This is a genomic window from Pseudomonas juntendi (genome assembly GCF_009932375.1).
Classification (GTDB): domain Bacteria; phylum Pseudomonadota; class Gammaproteobacteria; order Pseudomonadales; family Pseudomonadaceae; genus Aquipseudomonas; species Aquipseudomonas juntendi.
In genome coordinates this window covers 23,204-37,068 of the sequence record NZ_BLJG01000044.1, presented here as the reverse complement: position 1 = coordinate 37,068, position 13,865 = coordinate 23,204, and the positions used below count along the sequence as shown (strand labels likewise).

Annotated in this window: 15 protein-coding genes; 6 read left to right on the top strand and 9 right to left on the bottom strand. The window is 60.8% G+C overall.

The genetic code is table 11. The features are described from left to right. Positions 1 to 122: 122 nt before the first annotated feature. Genes GYA94_RS06455 through GYA94_RS06440 form a run of 4 tightly spaced genes read left to right on the top strand, consistent with a single transcriptional unit; the run spans position 123 to position 4,638 of the window. Positions 123 to 1,838, top strand: coding sequence for a TnsB C-terminal domain-containing protein (locus GYA94_RS06455; protein WP_161891985.1), 1,716 nt, complete (start codon positions 123 to 125; stop codon positions 1,836 to 1,838). 2 nt (positions 1,839 to 1,840) lie between these two features. Continuing rightward, positions 1,841 to 2,749, top strand: a complete 909-nt coding sequence (locus GYA94_RS06450) for a TniB family NTP-binding protein (RefSeq protein WP_126221090.1) — start codon at positions 1,841 to 1,843, stop codon at positions 2,747 to 2,749. A 20-nt stretch (positions 2,750 to 2,769) separates the two neighbouring features. Next, complete coding sequence (locus GYA94_RS06445) at positions 2,770 to 3,963, top strand: TniQ family protein (protein WP_277355649.1); 1,194 nt, start codon at positions 2,770 to 2,772, stop codon at positions 3,961 to 3,963. A 60-nt stretch (positions 3,964 to 4,023) separates the two neighbouring features. Beyond that, positions 4,024 to 4,638: a recombinase family protein gene (locus GYA94_RS06440; RefSeq protein ID WP_000904941.1), complete on the top strand. Its 615-nt coding sequence runs from the start codon at positions 4,024 to 4,026 to the stop codon at positions 4,636 to 4,638. Positions 4,639 to 4,690: 52 nt separating this feature from the next. Here the strand turns inward: GYA94_RS06440 and merE are convergent, their stop codons facing one another. Genes merE through merT form a run of 6 tightly spaced genes read right to left on the bottom strand, consistent with a single transcriptional unit; the run spans position 4,691 to position 7,838 of the window. Then, positions 4,691 to 4,927, bottom strand: coding sequence for a broad-spectrum mercury transporter MerE (gene merE / locus GYA94_RS06435; protein ID WP_001087809.1), 237 nt, complete (start codon positions 4,925 to 4,927; stop codon positions 4,691 to 4,693). After that, complete coding sequence (gene merD, locus GYA94_RS06430) at positions 4,924 to 5,289, bottom strand: mercury resistance co-regulator MerD (RefSeq protein ID WP_003465059.1); 366 nt, start codon at positions 5,287 to 5,289, stop codon at positions 4,924 to 4,926. Before merD ends, merE begins: the two co-directional genes overlap by 4 nt. A 16-nt stretch (positions 5,290 to 5,305) precedes the next feature. Continuing rightward, a complete protein-coding gene (gene merA / locus GYA94_RS06425; RefSeq protein WP_000136268.1) occupies positions 5,306 to 6,952 on the bottom strand; it encodes a mercury(II) reductase in 1,647 nt (548 codons plus the stop codon). Continuing rightward, the gene (gene merF / locus GYA94_RS06420; protein ID WP_000654684.1) at positions 6,949 to 7,194 is read right to left on the bottom strand and encodes a mercury resistance system transport protein MerF; all 246 of its coding nucleotides are present in this window, start codon (positions 7,192 to 7,194) and stop codon (positions 6,949 to 6,951) included. The genes merA and merF overlap by 4 nt, the downstream gene beginning before the upstream one ends. A gap of 2 nt (positions 7,195 to 7,196) precedes the next feature. Next, positions 7,197 to 7,472, bottom strand: coding sequence for a mercury resistance system periplasmic binding protein MerP (gene merP / locus GYA94_RS06415; protein ID WP_000735441.1), 276 nt, complete (start codon positions 7,470 to 7,472; stop codon positions 7,197 to 7,199). A gap of 15 nt (positions 7,473 to 7,487) precedes the next feature. Beyond that, a complete protein-coding gene (gene merT, locus GYA94_RS06410; protein WP_001294667.1) occupies positions 7,488 to 7,838 on the bottom strand; it encodes a mercuric ion transporter MerT in 351 nt (116 codons plus the stop codon). Positions 7,839 to 7,909: 71 nt separating this feature from the next. Between merT and merR the strand changes: the two genes are divergently transcribed. Continuing rightward, on the top strand, positions 7,910 to 8,344 hold the full coding sequence (merR, locus tag GYA94_RS06405; protein ID WP_000429838.1) for a mercury resistance transcriptional regulator MerR: 435 nt from the start codon (positions 7,910 to 7,912) through the stop codon (positions 8,342 to 8,344). Positions 8,345 to 8,618: 274 nt separating this feature from the next. After that, complete coding sequence (locus tag GYA94_RS06400) at positions 8,619 to 9,137, top strand: YkgB family protein (protein WP_003464991.1); 519 nt, start codon at positions 8,619 to 8,621, stop codon at positions 9,135 to 9,137. A gap of 29 nt (positions 9,138 to 9,166) precedes the next feature. Here the strand turns inward: GYA94_RS06400 and GYA94_RS06395 are convergent, their stop codons facing one another. The 3 genes from GYA94_RS06395 to GYA94_RS06385 form a co-directional block, all read right to left on the bottom strand. Next, positions 9,167 to 10,012, bottom strand: a complete 846-nt coding sequence (locus GYA94_RS06395) for an AraC family transcriptional regulator (RefSeq protein WP_003464995.1) — start codon at positions 10,010 to 10,012, stop codon at positions 9,167 to 9,169. A gap of 236 nt (positions 10,013 to 10,248) precedes the next feature. Further along, positions 10,249 to 13,278: a Tn3 family transposase gene (locus GYA94_RS06390; protein WP_024015041.1), complete on the bottom strand. Its 3,030-nt coding sequence runs from the start codon at positions 13,276 to 13,278 to the stop codon at positions 10,249 to 10,251. Further along, on the bottom strand, positions 13,262 to 13,864 hold the full coding sequence (locus tag GYA94_RS06385) for a recombinase family protein (RefSeq protein WP_010465829.1): 603 nt from the start codon (positions 13,862 to 13,864) through the stop codon (positions 13,262 to 13,264). The genes GYA94_RS06390 and GYA94_RS06385 overlap by 17 nt, the downstream gene beginning before the upstream one ends. Position 13,865 lies beyond the last annotated feature (1 nt).

Below are 13,865 nucleotides of genomic sequence, written 5' to 3'. Positions count from 1 at the left end.
CCATCCGGCGCTAAATCTGTCATTTTCAGAAGACGACTGCACCATTCAACTGGGTATGAAGCTTGTTGTGCATATGGCTTTTGACAGCCAGATATCAGAACTCCTCTGCACGAAACTCGTCTATGCTCAATACTCGTGTGCACCAAAGCGAGGTGAGCATGGGGACCGATACCGCACCGATTACCGAGCACGGCGTGGCTACCCTGCCAGAACAGGCATGGGAGCGTGCGCGTCGTCGCGCGGAGATCATTGGGCCGTTGGCGCAGTCGGAGACGGTCGGGCATGAAGCGGCCGACGTGGCAGCCCAAGCATTGGGTCTGTCCCGGCGGCAGGTCTACGTCCCGATCCGCCGCGCCCGGCAAGGTTCGGGACTGGTCACTGACTTTGCGCTTGGGCAGTCGAGCGGAGGCAAAGGTAAAAGCCGCTTGCCGGAGTCGGTCGAACGAATCATCCGCGAGCTAATGCAAAAGCGCTTCCTGACCAAGCAGAAGCGTAGCTTGGCGGCGTTCCACCGCGAAATTGCGCGGGAGTGCAAGCTGCAAAAGCTGCGGGTGCCGACGCGCAACACGGTGGCGTTGCGGATCGCCAGCCTTGATCCACTCAAGACCACTCGCCTTCGAGAAGGTCAGGATGCGTCCCGCGCCCTGCAAGGTGTTGGTGGTGTTCCGCCGCCTGTCTCCGCACCGCTGGAGCAGGTGCAGATCGACCACACAGTCATCGACCTGATCGTGGTGGACGAGCGCGACCGGCAACCGATTGGCCGACCATATCTGACCATCGCCATCGACGTGTTTACCCGCTGCGTTCTCGGCATGGTCGTCACGCTGGAAGCGCCGTCATCCGTTTCGGTTGGTCTGTGCCTCGCGCATGTTGCTTGCGACAAGCGTCCCTGGCTGGAAGGACTGAATGTGGAAATGGACTGGCCGATGAGTGGCAAGCCCAGGCTGCTCTACCTGGACAACGCGGCCGAGTTCAAGAGCGAGGCCCTGCGCCGTGGCTGTGAGCAGCATGGCATCCAGTTGGACTATCGTCCGCCTGGGCAGCCGCACTACGGCGGCATCGTGGAACGGATCATCGGCACGGCGATGCAGATGATCCACGACGAACTGCCGGGGACAACCTTCTCGAATCCCGGCCAGCGCGGGGACTACGATTCTGAAAACAAGGCAGCTCTGACATTGCGCGAGCTGGAGCGCTGGCTCACATTGGCGGTCGGCACCTATCACGGCTCCGTGCACAACGGCCTGCTCCAACCGCCGGCCACGCGTTGGGCTGAGGCCGTGGCGCGTGTCGGTGTACCGGCCGTCGTCACCCGCGCCACGGCTTTTCTGGTCGATTTTCTGCCAATCATCCGCCGCACGCTGACCCGCACCGGCTTCGTCATCGACCACATTCACTACTACGCCGATGCGCTCAAGCCGTGGATAGCTCGGCGCGACCGCTTGTCTACGTTCCTGATCCGGCGCGATCCGCGCGACATCAGCCGTATCTGGGTGCTGGAACCGGAGGGGCAGCATTACTTGGAAATCCCCTACCGTACCTTGTCGCACCCGGCTGTCACCCTCTGGGAACAACGGCAGGCGCTGACGAAATTGCGGCAGCAGGGACGCGAACAGGTGGATGAGTCGGCGCTGTTCCGCATGATCGGACAGATGCGCGAGATCGTGACCACCGCACAGAAGGCCACGCGCAAGGCGCGGCGCGACGCGGATCGACGCCAGCACCTCAAGGCATCTCCTCCGCCGGACAAGCCGATTCCGCCGAAAACGGACGTTGCTGATCCGCAGGCAGACAAGCTGCCACCGGCCAAACCGTTCGACCAGATTGAGGAGTGGTAGCAGTGGACGAATATCCCATCATCGACTTGTCACACCTGCTGCCGGCGGCGCAGGGCTTGGCCCGTCTTCCGGCGGACGAACGCATCCATCGCCTTCGCGCCGACCGCTGGATCGGCTATCCGCGTGCAGTCGAGGCGCTGAACCGGCTGGAAACTTTGTATGCGTGGCCGAACAAGCAGCGCATGCCCAACCTGCTGCTGGTCGGCCCGACCAACAACGGCAAGTCGATGATCGTCGAGAAGTTCCGGCGCACGCATCCGCCCAGTTCCGATGCCGACCAGGAGCACATCCCGGTGCTGGTCGTGCAGATGCCGTCCGAGCCGTCGGTGATCCGCTTCTACGTCGCGCTGCTCGCGGCGATGGGTGCGCCATTGCGGCCGCGCCCACGGCTGCCGGAAATGGAGCAATTGGCGCTGGCCTTGCTGCGCAAGGTCGGTGTGCACATGTTGGTGATCGACGAACTGCACAACGTCCTGGCCGGCAACAGCATCAACCGCCGAGAATTCCTCAATCTGTTGCGTTTCCTCGGCAACGAACTGCGCATCCCGCTGGTCGGCGTCGGCACACGCGATGCCTACTTGGCGATCCGCTCGGACGACCAGTTGGAAAACCGCTTCGAGCCGATGATGCTGCCGGTGTGGGAGGCCAACGACGATTGCTGCTCACTGCTGGCCAGCTTCGCGGCTTCGCTCCCGCTGCGGCGACCCTCGTCGATTGCCACGCTGGACATGGCCCGCTACCTGCTCACACGCAGCGAGGGCACCATCGGCGAACTGGCGCACTTGCTGATGGCGGCGGCCATCGTCGCCGTGGAGAGCGGCGAGGAAGCGATCAACCATCGCACGCTGAGCATGGCCGATTACACCGGTCCCAGCGAGCGGCGGCGGCAATTCGAGCGGGAACTGATGTGAAGCCAGCGCCACGCTGGCCACTGCATCCGGCCCCCAGAGAAGGCGAAGCCTTGTCTTCGTGGCTCAACCGCGTGGCCCTTTGCTATCACATGGAGGTGTCCGAGCTGCTGGAGCACGATCTTGGTCACGCTCAGGTTGATGACCTGGATACCGCGCCACCACTGGCGCTGTTGGCGATGCTCTCCCAGCGGAGCGGCATCGAGCCGGACCGGCTGCGTTGCATGAGTTTCGCCGGCTGGGTGCCTTGGCTACTGGACAGCCTTGATGATCAGATTCCAGACGCATTGGAAACCTATGCGTTCCAGCTCTCGGTGCTGCTGCCGAAACTCTGCCGTAGGACGCGATCCATCACGAGCTGGCGTGCCTGGCTGCCCAGCCAGCCGCTACATCGCGCCTGTCCGCTCTGTCTGAATGACCCGGCAAACCAAGCCGTACTGCTTGCATGGAAGCTGCCCCTGATGCTGAGCTGCCCGCTGCATGGCTGCTGCCTGGAATCCTATTGGGGCGTGCCTGGACGGTTTCTCGGCTGGGAGAACGCCGACACTGCGTCGTGCACCGCCAGCGACGCGATTGCAGTCATGGACCGGCGTACCTGGCAGGCACTGACGACCGGCTATGTGGAACTGCCGCGCCGACGCATCCATGCTGGATTGTGGTTTCGACTGCTACGCACGCTGCTCGATGAGCTGAACACCCCGCTTTCGGCGTGCGGAACCTACGCGGGGTATCTCCGCCAAGTCTGGCAAGGCTGCGGGCATCCGCTGCGTGCTGGGCAAAGTCTGTGGCGACCGTATGAAACCCTGAACCCGGCAGTACGGTTGCAGATGCTGGAGGCGGCGGCAACGGCAATCAGCTTGATCGAGGTGAGGGATATAAGCCCGCCAGGCGAGCATGCAAAGCTGTTCTGGTCCGAGCCCCAAACCGGGTTCACCAGTGGTCTGCCGGCGAAAGCGCCGAAGCCCGAACCCGTCAATCACTGGCAACGGGCGGTCCAAGCTATCAGTGAGGCGATCATTGAAGCGCGGCACGACCCCGAGACGGCGCGCTCGCTGTTCGCGTTGGCTTCCTATGGTCGGCGCGATCCCGCTTCCCTGGAACAGTTGCGCGCCACCTTTGCAAAGGAAGGCATCCCCCCGGAATTTCTGTCACATTACAAGCCTGCTGGACCCTTTGCATGTCTTAGACAGAATGACGGGTTAAGTGACAAATTTTGACGGCCAGAATTTTCCGGTTCACACTGTCACATAATCGAACGTATATGTGACAGGTACGACATGCTGATAGGCTACATGCGGGTATCGAAGGCGGACGGCTCCCAGGCTACCGATTTGCAGCGCGACGCGCTGATTGCCGCCGGGGTCGATCCAGTACATCTTTACGAGGACCAGGCATCCGGCATGCGCGAGGATCGGCCCGGCTTGACGAGCTGCCTGAAGGCGTTGCGAACTGGCGACACACTGGTCGTGTGGAAACTGGATCGGCTCGGACGCGACCTGCGACATCTCATCAACACCGTGCACGACCTGACTGGGCGCGGCATCGGCTTGAAGGTATTAACCGGGCACGGCGCGGCCATCGACACCACGACCGCCGCCGGCAAGCTGGTCTTTGGCATCTTCGCCGCCCTGGCCGAGTTCGAGCGCGAGTTGATCGCGGAGCGCACGATTGCCGGCCTAGCCTCGGCCCGCGCGCGCGGGCGGAAAGGCGGCCGGCCGTTCAAGATGACCGCCGCCAAGCTGCGGCTGGCGATGGCGGCAATGGGTCAGCCAGAGACCAAGGTCGGCGACCTGTGCCAGGAACTTGGCGTCACGCGGCAGACCCTGTATCGGCATGTTTCACCCAAGGGTGAGCTACGTCCAGATGGCGAGAAGCTACTCAGCCGAATTTGATGCCGGCATGAGGCAACGTAGCGACAGCGTGGTTTGTCTCAATGGGAAGCGCTCATGATCGATCTTTGAAGGCCCGCAGCAGTCGTGTCACAGACAGGACGAACAAACCGGTCAGCGTGAGGGCTGCGATACCCCAGTACTCTCCGATGAACGCGCCGGCCGTCGTGCCGGCCAGCACAATGGCGAGAATCGGCAAATGGCAGGGACAGGTGAGCACGGCCAGCGCGCCCCACAGGTAGCCGGTGATCGGTTTGTGCGTCTCGGACGGCAAGCGCTCGGGGCTGTTCATGGCAGACTCTCCGCGTGCTGTGCCGGCTCGGTCGGCATGGTGGCCAACTGCACCTCCAGATCGGCCAACGCTTCGCGCCGACGCTCGACGAACTGACGCAGAACGGCAAGCTGCGCGGCCGCTTCATCGCCGTCCGCAGCATCCAGCGCCCGGCACAGCCGCGCCAGCGCGTCCAGGCCGATGCCCGCCTCGAAGGCCGCCCGCACGAAGCACAGCCGTTGCAAGGCGGCATCATCGAACAGGCCATAGCCGCCCGGGGTGCACGCCACCGGACGCAGCAATCCGCGCAGCAGGTAGTCGCGCACGATATGCACGCTCACCCCGGCATCAAGGGCCAGCCGGGACACGGTGTAGGCGCTCATTGAAAACCTCCTTTTTTTATCCAGCGCAGCAGGAAAGCTGCTTCACGTCCTTGTTGAAGGTCTGCGCCGCAAGCTTCAACCCCTCGACCATTGTCAGGTAGGGGAACAACTGGTCGGCCAGTTCCTGCACCGTCATGCGGTTGCGGATGGCGAGCACCGCCGTCTGGATCAGTTCGCCCGCTTCCGGGGCCACCGCCTGCACGCCGATGAGCCGTCCGCTACCTTCCTCGATGACCAGCTTGATGAAGCCGCGTGTGTCGAAGTTGGCAAGCGCTCGCGGAACGTTGTCGAGTGTCAGCGTGCGACTGTCGGTCTCGATGCCATCGTGGTGCGCTTCCGCCTCGCTGTAGCCCACGGTGGCGACTTGCGGGTCGGTGAACACCACTGCCGGCATCGCGGTCAGATTGAGGGCTGCGTCGCCGCCGGTCATGTTGATCGCGGCACGGGTGCCGGCGGCCGCCGCCACGTAGACGAACTGCGGCTGGTCGGTGCAGTCGCCGGCCGCGTAGATGTTCGGGTTGCTCGTGCGCATGCCTTGGTCGATAACGATGGCCCCTTGCGCATTGACAGTGACCCCCGCCGCGTCCAGCGCGAGGCTGCGCGTATTCGGTGCCCGACCGGTGGCAACCAGCAACTTGTCAGCGCGCAATTCACCGTGTCCGGTGGTCAGCACGAATTCGCCGTTCACATGGGCGACCTGGCTGGCTTGCGTGTGCTCCAGCACCTCGATGCCCTCGGCGCGGAAAGCGGCTGTCACGGCCTCGCCGATGGCCGGGTCTTCCCGGAAGAACAAGGTGCTGCGTGCCAGGATCGTGACCTGGCTGCCGAGCCGGGCAAAGGCTTGCGCCAGTTCCAACGCCACCACCGACGAACCGATCACGGCCAGGCGTGCGGGAATGGTGTCGCTGACAAGCGCTTCGGTGGAAGTCCAGTAGGGTGACTCTTTCAGGCCCGGAATCGGCGGCACGGCCGGACTGGCACCGGTGGCGACCAGGCAGCGGTCGAACGTTACCTCGCGCTCGCCACCCTCGTTCAAACGGACGACCAGGCTCTGGTCGTCCTTGAAACGCGCTTCACCGTGCAAAACGGTGATGGCTGGATTGCCGTCCAGGATGCCTTCGTATTTGGCGTGCCGCAGTTCATCGACACGGGCCTGCTGCTGGGCCAGCAGTTTGCTGCGGTCAATCGCAGGCACAGTTGCCGCAATACCGCCGTCGAACGGACTTTCCCGGCGCAGATGGGCAATATGGGCAGCGCGGATCATGATCTTGGACGGCACACAGCCGATATTGACGCAGGTGCCGCCGATGGTGCCGCGTTCGATCAGCGTGACCGTCGCGCCTTGCTCGACGGCCTTCAGCGCCGCCGCCATCGCGGCCCCGCCGCTGCCAATGATGGCGATATGCAAACCGGCGCCCTCAAGTGCATCACGGATTTTTGGTTCATCTTTGAAATCACCAACCCGGATCGAGCCTTGATAACCCAATGCGGCGATGGCGGCCAGCAGTTGGTTGTGGCTCACGGCGGTGTCTGCCATGACTTGCGCGCGGCTTTCTGGATAGGACACCACAGCGGCATTCACGCCGGGAATCTTTTCCAAAGCATCTTTGACATGGGTGGCGCAGGATGTGCAGGTCATGCCATTCACGGTGATTTCGGTCATTTTTTTACTCCATTGAATTTCGGGGTGCAGCAGGCATCGGCTTGGCGTTTTCGTTGGATGGCGTAGATGGTCAAGCCGATGAAAATCGCCAGCGCAGGCAGCAGCACATAGTCCAGATAGCCGGTCAGCGCGGACAAGCCGACCACACCGAGCAAAATGACCAGAACAGGGGTGAAGCAACACAGCGCCACGAGGGTTGTGCCAATGATGCTGACCCGCAGCAGTGTCTTCGGGTCTTTCATGATCAGTTCTTGACTGATGATGGGTAGCCCGCATCCTCGGTAGCCTTGGTCAGTTTCTGCACGCTGGTCTTGGCATCATCGAAGGTGACCACCGCTTCGCGCGTCTCGAAGGTCACGTCAACTTTACTGACGCCATCGACCTTGGAAATCGCCTTCTTGACAGTGATCGGACAGGCCGAGCAGGTCATGCCCGGTACGGACAGCGTAACGGTCTGGGTGGCGGCCCACACGGGGGCAACAACGGCAGCGAGGGCAAGGGCGGAAAGCAGCTTTTTCATGGTGAACTCCTGTGATCAATAGAAAAATGGCACGACGTAGGGAAATCCGAGCGCGACCAAAACCAGCACGGCCACGCCCCAGAAAATGAGCTTGTAAGTAGCTCGCACTTGGGGAATCGCGCAAACCTCACCCGGTTTGCAGGCGGCTGACGGCCGGTAGATGCGCCGCCAGGCGAAGAACAACGCCACCAGCGCCACGCCGATAAAGATGGGGCGATAGGGTTCCAACACCGTCAAGTTGCCGATCCAAGCGCCGCTGAACCCCAAGGCGATCAGAACCAGCGGCCCGAGGCAGCAAGCCGAGGCGAGGATGGCGGCCAGCCCGCCAGTGAAGAGCGCGCCGCGCCCGTTTTGAGGTTCAGACATACGTTTGTCCTTTCGAATCTGAATTGGATAGCTTAAGCTTACTTCCGTAGTTATGTACGGAGTCAAGCGATATGGAAAACAATTTGGAGAACCTGACCATTGGCGTTTTCGCCAGGACGGCCGGGGTCAATGTGGAGACCATCCGGTTCTATCAGCGCAAGGGCTTGCTCCCGGAACCGGACAAGCCTTACGGCAGCATTCGCCGCTATGGCGAGACGGATGTAACGCGGGTGCGCTTCGTGAAATCAGCCCAGCGGTTGGGCTTCAGCCTGGATGAGATCGCCGAGCTGCTGCGGCTGGAGGATGGCACCCATTGCGAGGAAGCCAGCAGCCTGGCCGAGCACAAGCTCAAGGACGTGCGCGAGAGGATGGCTGACCTGGCGCGCATGGAGGCCGTGCTGTCTGATTTGGTGTGCGCCTGCCATGCGCGGAAGGGGAACGTTTCCTGCCCGCTGATTGCGTCACTGCAAGGGAAGAAAGAACCGCGCAGTGCGGACGCGGTGTAGCCCGAGGGAACTACGCCTTAGCGTGCTTTATTTTCCGTTTTCTGAGGCGACTCCTTCATCGACCTATGTAAAACGACTCCTTTATCGAAATAGTGCACTCATCGCTCTCCACGGCGATCCCTTCATCGCGAATTGCACCGCCCAAGACGATCTGCACTGAAATCAATACTTTCTGATGCCTCTTGATTAGAGATGCCAGCCATAATAATCTCATCGCCAACGCATACGGCGTTCGGCAGCCAACACACTCTCACTCACTACTGGAAGCTCAGACATGAAAACCATAGGCATTGAAAACTCGAAGTCCAGCGTACAGGCCCACTTAACGCTTGGAACCAAAACTATGGGGCTAGGTATCTATGGCGCGTACTTGGCTCTCGCTATTATTTACTTCTGGTTCGGCGGCATGAAATTTACCCACTACGAGGCCGAGGGCCTGGTTCCACTGGTGAGCAACAGCCCGCTTTTGGGATGGGTGTATAGCATTTTTTCGGTCGACATGTTCTCCAGCCTGCTCGGCATACTAGAGATTTCGATCGGCACTCTGATCGCAGGCCGCATGCTGTCGCCCAAACTATCCGTGGTAGGAGGCGCTCTGTCTGCAGGCCTGTTCTTCACAACCCTTAGCTTTATGTTTTCCACTCCGGGCGTCATTGAGCCTAGTTTAGGGTTTCCGGCGATTTCCGTTGCGCCAGGTCAGTTTCTGCTTAAAGACTTAGGGTTGCTTGCTGTTTCGATATTTGTGGCAGGCCATTCGCTGGTTGAACTGGAAAAACGTAAAATTAATGCATAATTTTTTCAATGGCTTAAGGCAGTAATGCCTTAGGCCTTTTTGCCATCATTTTCCCCCGCCAGATCTTTCAACCAGTCACGAGGGCTCAACCCCGTCTTGCGTCTAAATGCGCGAGACAGCGCCGAAGGACTTTCGTAGCCGACTTGAGCTGCAATCAGCGTAATCGAGCGCCCTTCTCGCATCAGCTTCTGAGCCAGGCTAACTCGCCAACTCAACAAATAATCAGCAGGCGTCTGTCCGATGACACTCTTGAAATGCACGGCATACGCAGCGCGTGACATATTTGACTCACTGGCCAGCTCTGCTATTGACCAGGCATGTTCCGGGGAGTTGTGCATCTGTAAAAGCGATCGGGCAAGCCGCATGTCGGCCAGTCCAGCCATCATTCCGGTGCGCAACTGGTGATGATCGAGCAGGTAACGGAGCAACAGAATGATTAGGAGCTCAAATAAGCGCTCAAGCGCGGCTTCCCTTCCACAATGCACATTTGCCGCCTCGGCAAACATCCACTCCAACGTGTCTGCCAGCATGGGCAGATCATCGAGTGCGAGCACCAAACAGTCCGGTAATGAAGCCGACAAAGGATTATCAATTCCGCCCTCAAACTCCATGGAAGCACACAACAACTTTGCGCCATCGGACTCACCCGCAAACAATTGATGCTTGGCGGGGCGTGGCATAAAAATCAAGCTAGGGCGAGTGAGCTGCAAATCCTTGCGATCGGGACCAAGCAACGTCACGCTGCCGGCCTGAAGCAGATGGATATAACCTCGCCGCTCGGCGCCATCGTAAGATGCAGAGCCGCATAGGTCGCCGTCATAGAACAGATTGGCCCGCACGCCGAACCGCGAGAGCAAATTAGACAAACGATCCATTGGCCGATCCTTGACGAGTCAGAACGCACAGACCATACCATCTGCGTTGTCGTTCAGTGCCTGTAGCGAACATGCCGGCGTAAATCAGCCAACGGATAAAGTGATCACTGAGCAGCTCAGCCTCCCTTTCCAGTTCGGCTGTTAAAAAAACAACACCGTTGTTTGAAAGCACCAGCAAATCAAGTGCTCACTCTTCTATTTTACGGGGTTGTACGCCGGAATCCCAGAAATTTCCGTCAGCCCAGCTCCAGTCCCGCCACGAGCGCATCCAGGTCGATGAACTTGCCGTCAGTCTGGAAGGTGTAATGCCCGTTCAGCAGGATGTGCCGCCAGGCCGCTGGCGACATCTGCGTGATCAACGCCAGCGCCTTGGCATTGCCAGCTGCCTCGTACTTCGTCAGCAGCAGGGACAGGATCGCCGAGTTGTAGAAGATGATCGCGTTGCCGATCAGCCTGGCGCACTGGTTGCTGATCTCGATTTCGATGTCGGTGCGGCCGGTCAATTCCTTCTTCCCACCGACTTGGGCGATGGTCGAGCGTAGCTGGTGATAGGACTCAATGCGGTTCTGCGAGCGGTGAACATTACGCTCCAGTTGCGGGTCGCGCAGGTAGCGCAGTGTGTAGATACTGCGGATGAGCTTGTCGAACTCGAAGATTGCGCGCCGCGTCGGGTTCGGCGCCGTATAGGTGCACAGCTTGCGGATCAGCGTGCCCTGCGTCATTTCCTTCAGGCCCAGTGTGGCGACGATTCGGTCGATGTTCGCCTTCTCACCGACGATGAGTTGCCGGTCGATCTGGCCAGCCGGCCGGATCAGGCATTTCTCGTACAATGCCAGATCATCGGCGCAATACAGCTCCTGCAACTGGTCGTCGAGGTCGGTGAAGCGCGGCTCGAAACGAAGTCCGAACCAGTGCAGGATGGCGAAGTTGGCCTTGTTGATGCTGTGCATGTCGCCGGTGATCGCGCTCGGCACGATGTCCGACGTGTTGCGGTACCAGATGTCGAACACGTGGTGAGCCTCGTACTCGTGTGCGCCTATCAGGTAGCCGTTCAACGGCACGTGATTGCACAGCAGCGTGTAGGCGACGACGCCCTTGCCGCGGCCGAAATATTTGCGCGAGTAGCGCGCCTTCACAGTTGGTCGCTCGACGCCGAATTTCTGCCCATCAACGGCACCGTACAACGAATCGAGGTCGAACGAGTAATGCGGGAAGATCGGCAGTGCGGCGATGGCGTTGCTGATGCAATCGTTGGCCACATGTAGCGTCGCCTGGCGCAGGTACTGCTGGTAGGTACTCTCCAGGACGTGGTACGGGATGTCGCTGGTACGTGCCATAACCTGGTTGCCGTGGTTCATGGCTTGGGCAATGATCACCGCCATCAGACTGTCGGCGTCGGCTACCTTCTTCGCATAGCGTGGCTGCAATGGTGTCAGCGCCGACAGGAACTGGCACTGGCCGTTGACGAAGCGAAACACGTCGGCGACATCGCAGTATGGCAGTTGCTCGTAGAGAGCTTGCTCGCGCGCCTTCTGGTTCTCCCCCTTGGGCTTGCGCCAGGTCAGTCTCTGCGTGTCCTTGTCGTATTCCAGGTGCGTCAGCTTGCCCTGTTTCAGCTCGCGATTGAACGCCACCCATTGCGCACGCAACTCGGTCGCCAGTGCATCGAGCTGGGCACTGACCGGCTGCCGCAGGAAGGGGATGTCCATCTGCGCGAGCACGGCGGCTTTCTCGTCCATCGAAACCAACTCGTCGGACAAATGCCGGTGCTGCAAGCTATCGTCAATGTAGAGCTCGCCCGCCTGGAAGCGTTTCCTGACCTGACGGTAAAGCCAGAATTCGTAACGATCGGCATGCAGGCCTGTCGGCGTGCCTTCGGCATCGAACATCAGCAGGTACGGACGCAAGCGTTTCGGCAGCGTTGCCGCCGGACATTCGTCGAGTGGCCGTTGTGATAGGCGCTGCTGCTTGGCGAACACGCTCTTGGCCCAAGTCAGCGCCGCGAGCCATGGGTTATCGGGGGCCGTGCCGGCGAAGTCGAGCGCGACGTACAGCGGCCGTAGATGGCGTCGAATGCGTTCGGCCAGGCCGTCCACCGCCTGCCAGTGCAGCGCCAGTTTGTTCAGTGGCTTGACGCTCATGCGCTGCGCCGTGTTTTGCAGCAATTCCCTGGACATGATTTTGTAGGCGCGTTGGCGCACCTCGCCGAACGGCGTCGGATCGGCCACGCTGTCGTCCACGTACAGCGACAGCAGGCGGCCAACCTGCGGCGTTTCCTGATGGCGTCGCAGCTGTTCGGCGACAAAGGACTGTTTCGCACCCGTGCGGCTCTCGTCCTCAAGTTTTTTCATGTGGAAGGCCATCGCGTCGACCAGGTTGTCGGTGAGCTGCCGGTAACGTACCCAGGCATAGCACAGCAGGTAGAGCCGGGTCTGCTCCGCCTTCAGGTGGCGCAGGTCATGGACGGTATAGAAGTTCGCCAGGCTCGCGTAGTACAGCAGGTTCTGCTGCGAGATGCCGAGCTTGGGCAGCAGCGCCTTGGCGATCCCGTGCAAGGACTTCAGCGTGGCGCGCTTCTCGCGCTCCCCTGCCATCTGACGCCAGCCGAAATCTTTAGCGTCCTGCTTGAGCGCTGCCAGTTGAGACAGGGTGTCGTCACGCACCAGGAGCTGGCCCAGCGCAGCTTTGGCCGATTCGTCCAACACTTCTGCCAGCAAGCCGCCCAAGCGCCTGCGTTCGGTGGACAGGGCTTCACTGACCAGCTCTTGTAAGGTGGTGTGGCCGGGCCGGATGATTTTGTGCTCGCTGAGCCAAACGATCAGTTCGGCGGCCACGAATCCTGGCATTACGTCGCGCCGCACGATCTGTTCAGCCTGCTGTGCCAGTTGCGGCAGGAAGCTAGCCGCCCACGACCGGTAGCCGAACAGTTCGGCGATCTGACCCCTCTGGCTGTAGTGCTCATGCTTGGTGATCGCCTTGCGTTCGAACGCTTCGCCGTGGAAATAGCGACTCAGCACGAAGGCGCAATCGTCCTCGACCTCATGCCAATCGAAGCGGAAGAAAGCATGCTTGGCCTTGAAGTAGCCGATCTGCAAGACGCAATAGACTTGGGCCTGCAGGCTAGGCCGGCTGCTGGCGAACGCCAGTTCAGATTCGGCCAACGCCAGGTATTCCAGCCGCTGAGCATCGTCGAAGTCCGGTAGGCCGTACAAGGCTTCCTGCTCTGCGTCAGAAAAGACGGTGAGTAGCTTATTCTTGTTGCTCATCGACCGTCCTTCCCGCACCACGCCAACCTGCTCGCGTCAATGTTTCGATCAACGTAGTGCGCTTGACATTGAAGTTGCGGCACACCGCCGCCTTAGACATGCCGCCATCGAGCGCGGCGACGATGGCGTCCAGCTTCTCACCAGTGATCGCCTGCGGCCGGCCGCCGATCCGGCCGCGTTTGCGTGCGGCGGCCAAGCCCGCGACGACGCGCTCCTGAATCAAGGCGCGCTCGTACTGCGCGAGCGCACCGAACACCTGGAACAGGAATTCGCCCGAGGGCGTCGTAGTGTCCAGGTTCTCTGTCAGCGAGCGGAACGCCACCCGCTTGTCCTTGAGCGAAGTCACAATGGCGAGCAGGTGCGACAGCGAGCGACCGAGCCGGTCGAGTTTCCACACCACCAGCACATCGCCGGCTCGAACGAACTCAAGCGCCCGCGCCAAGCCGGCACGGTCATCCTTCGCGCCAGAGGCACGATCCTCAAACAGGTGACGCGGATCGACGCCGGCGGCGAGCAGCGCGTCGCGCTGCAAGTCCGTGCTCTGGCGGTCGGAGTCCGACGACACGCGCATGTAGCCAACCAACATA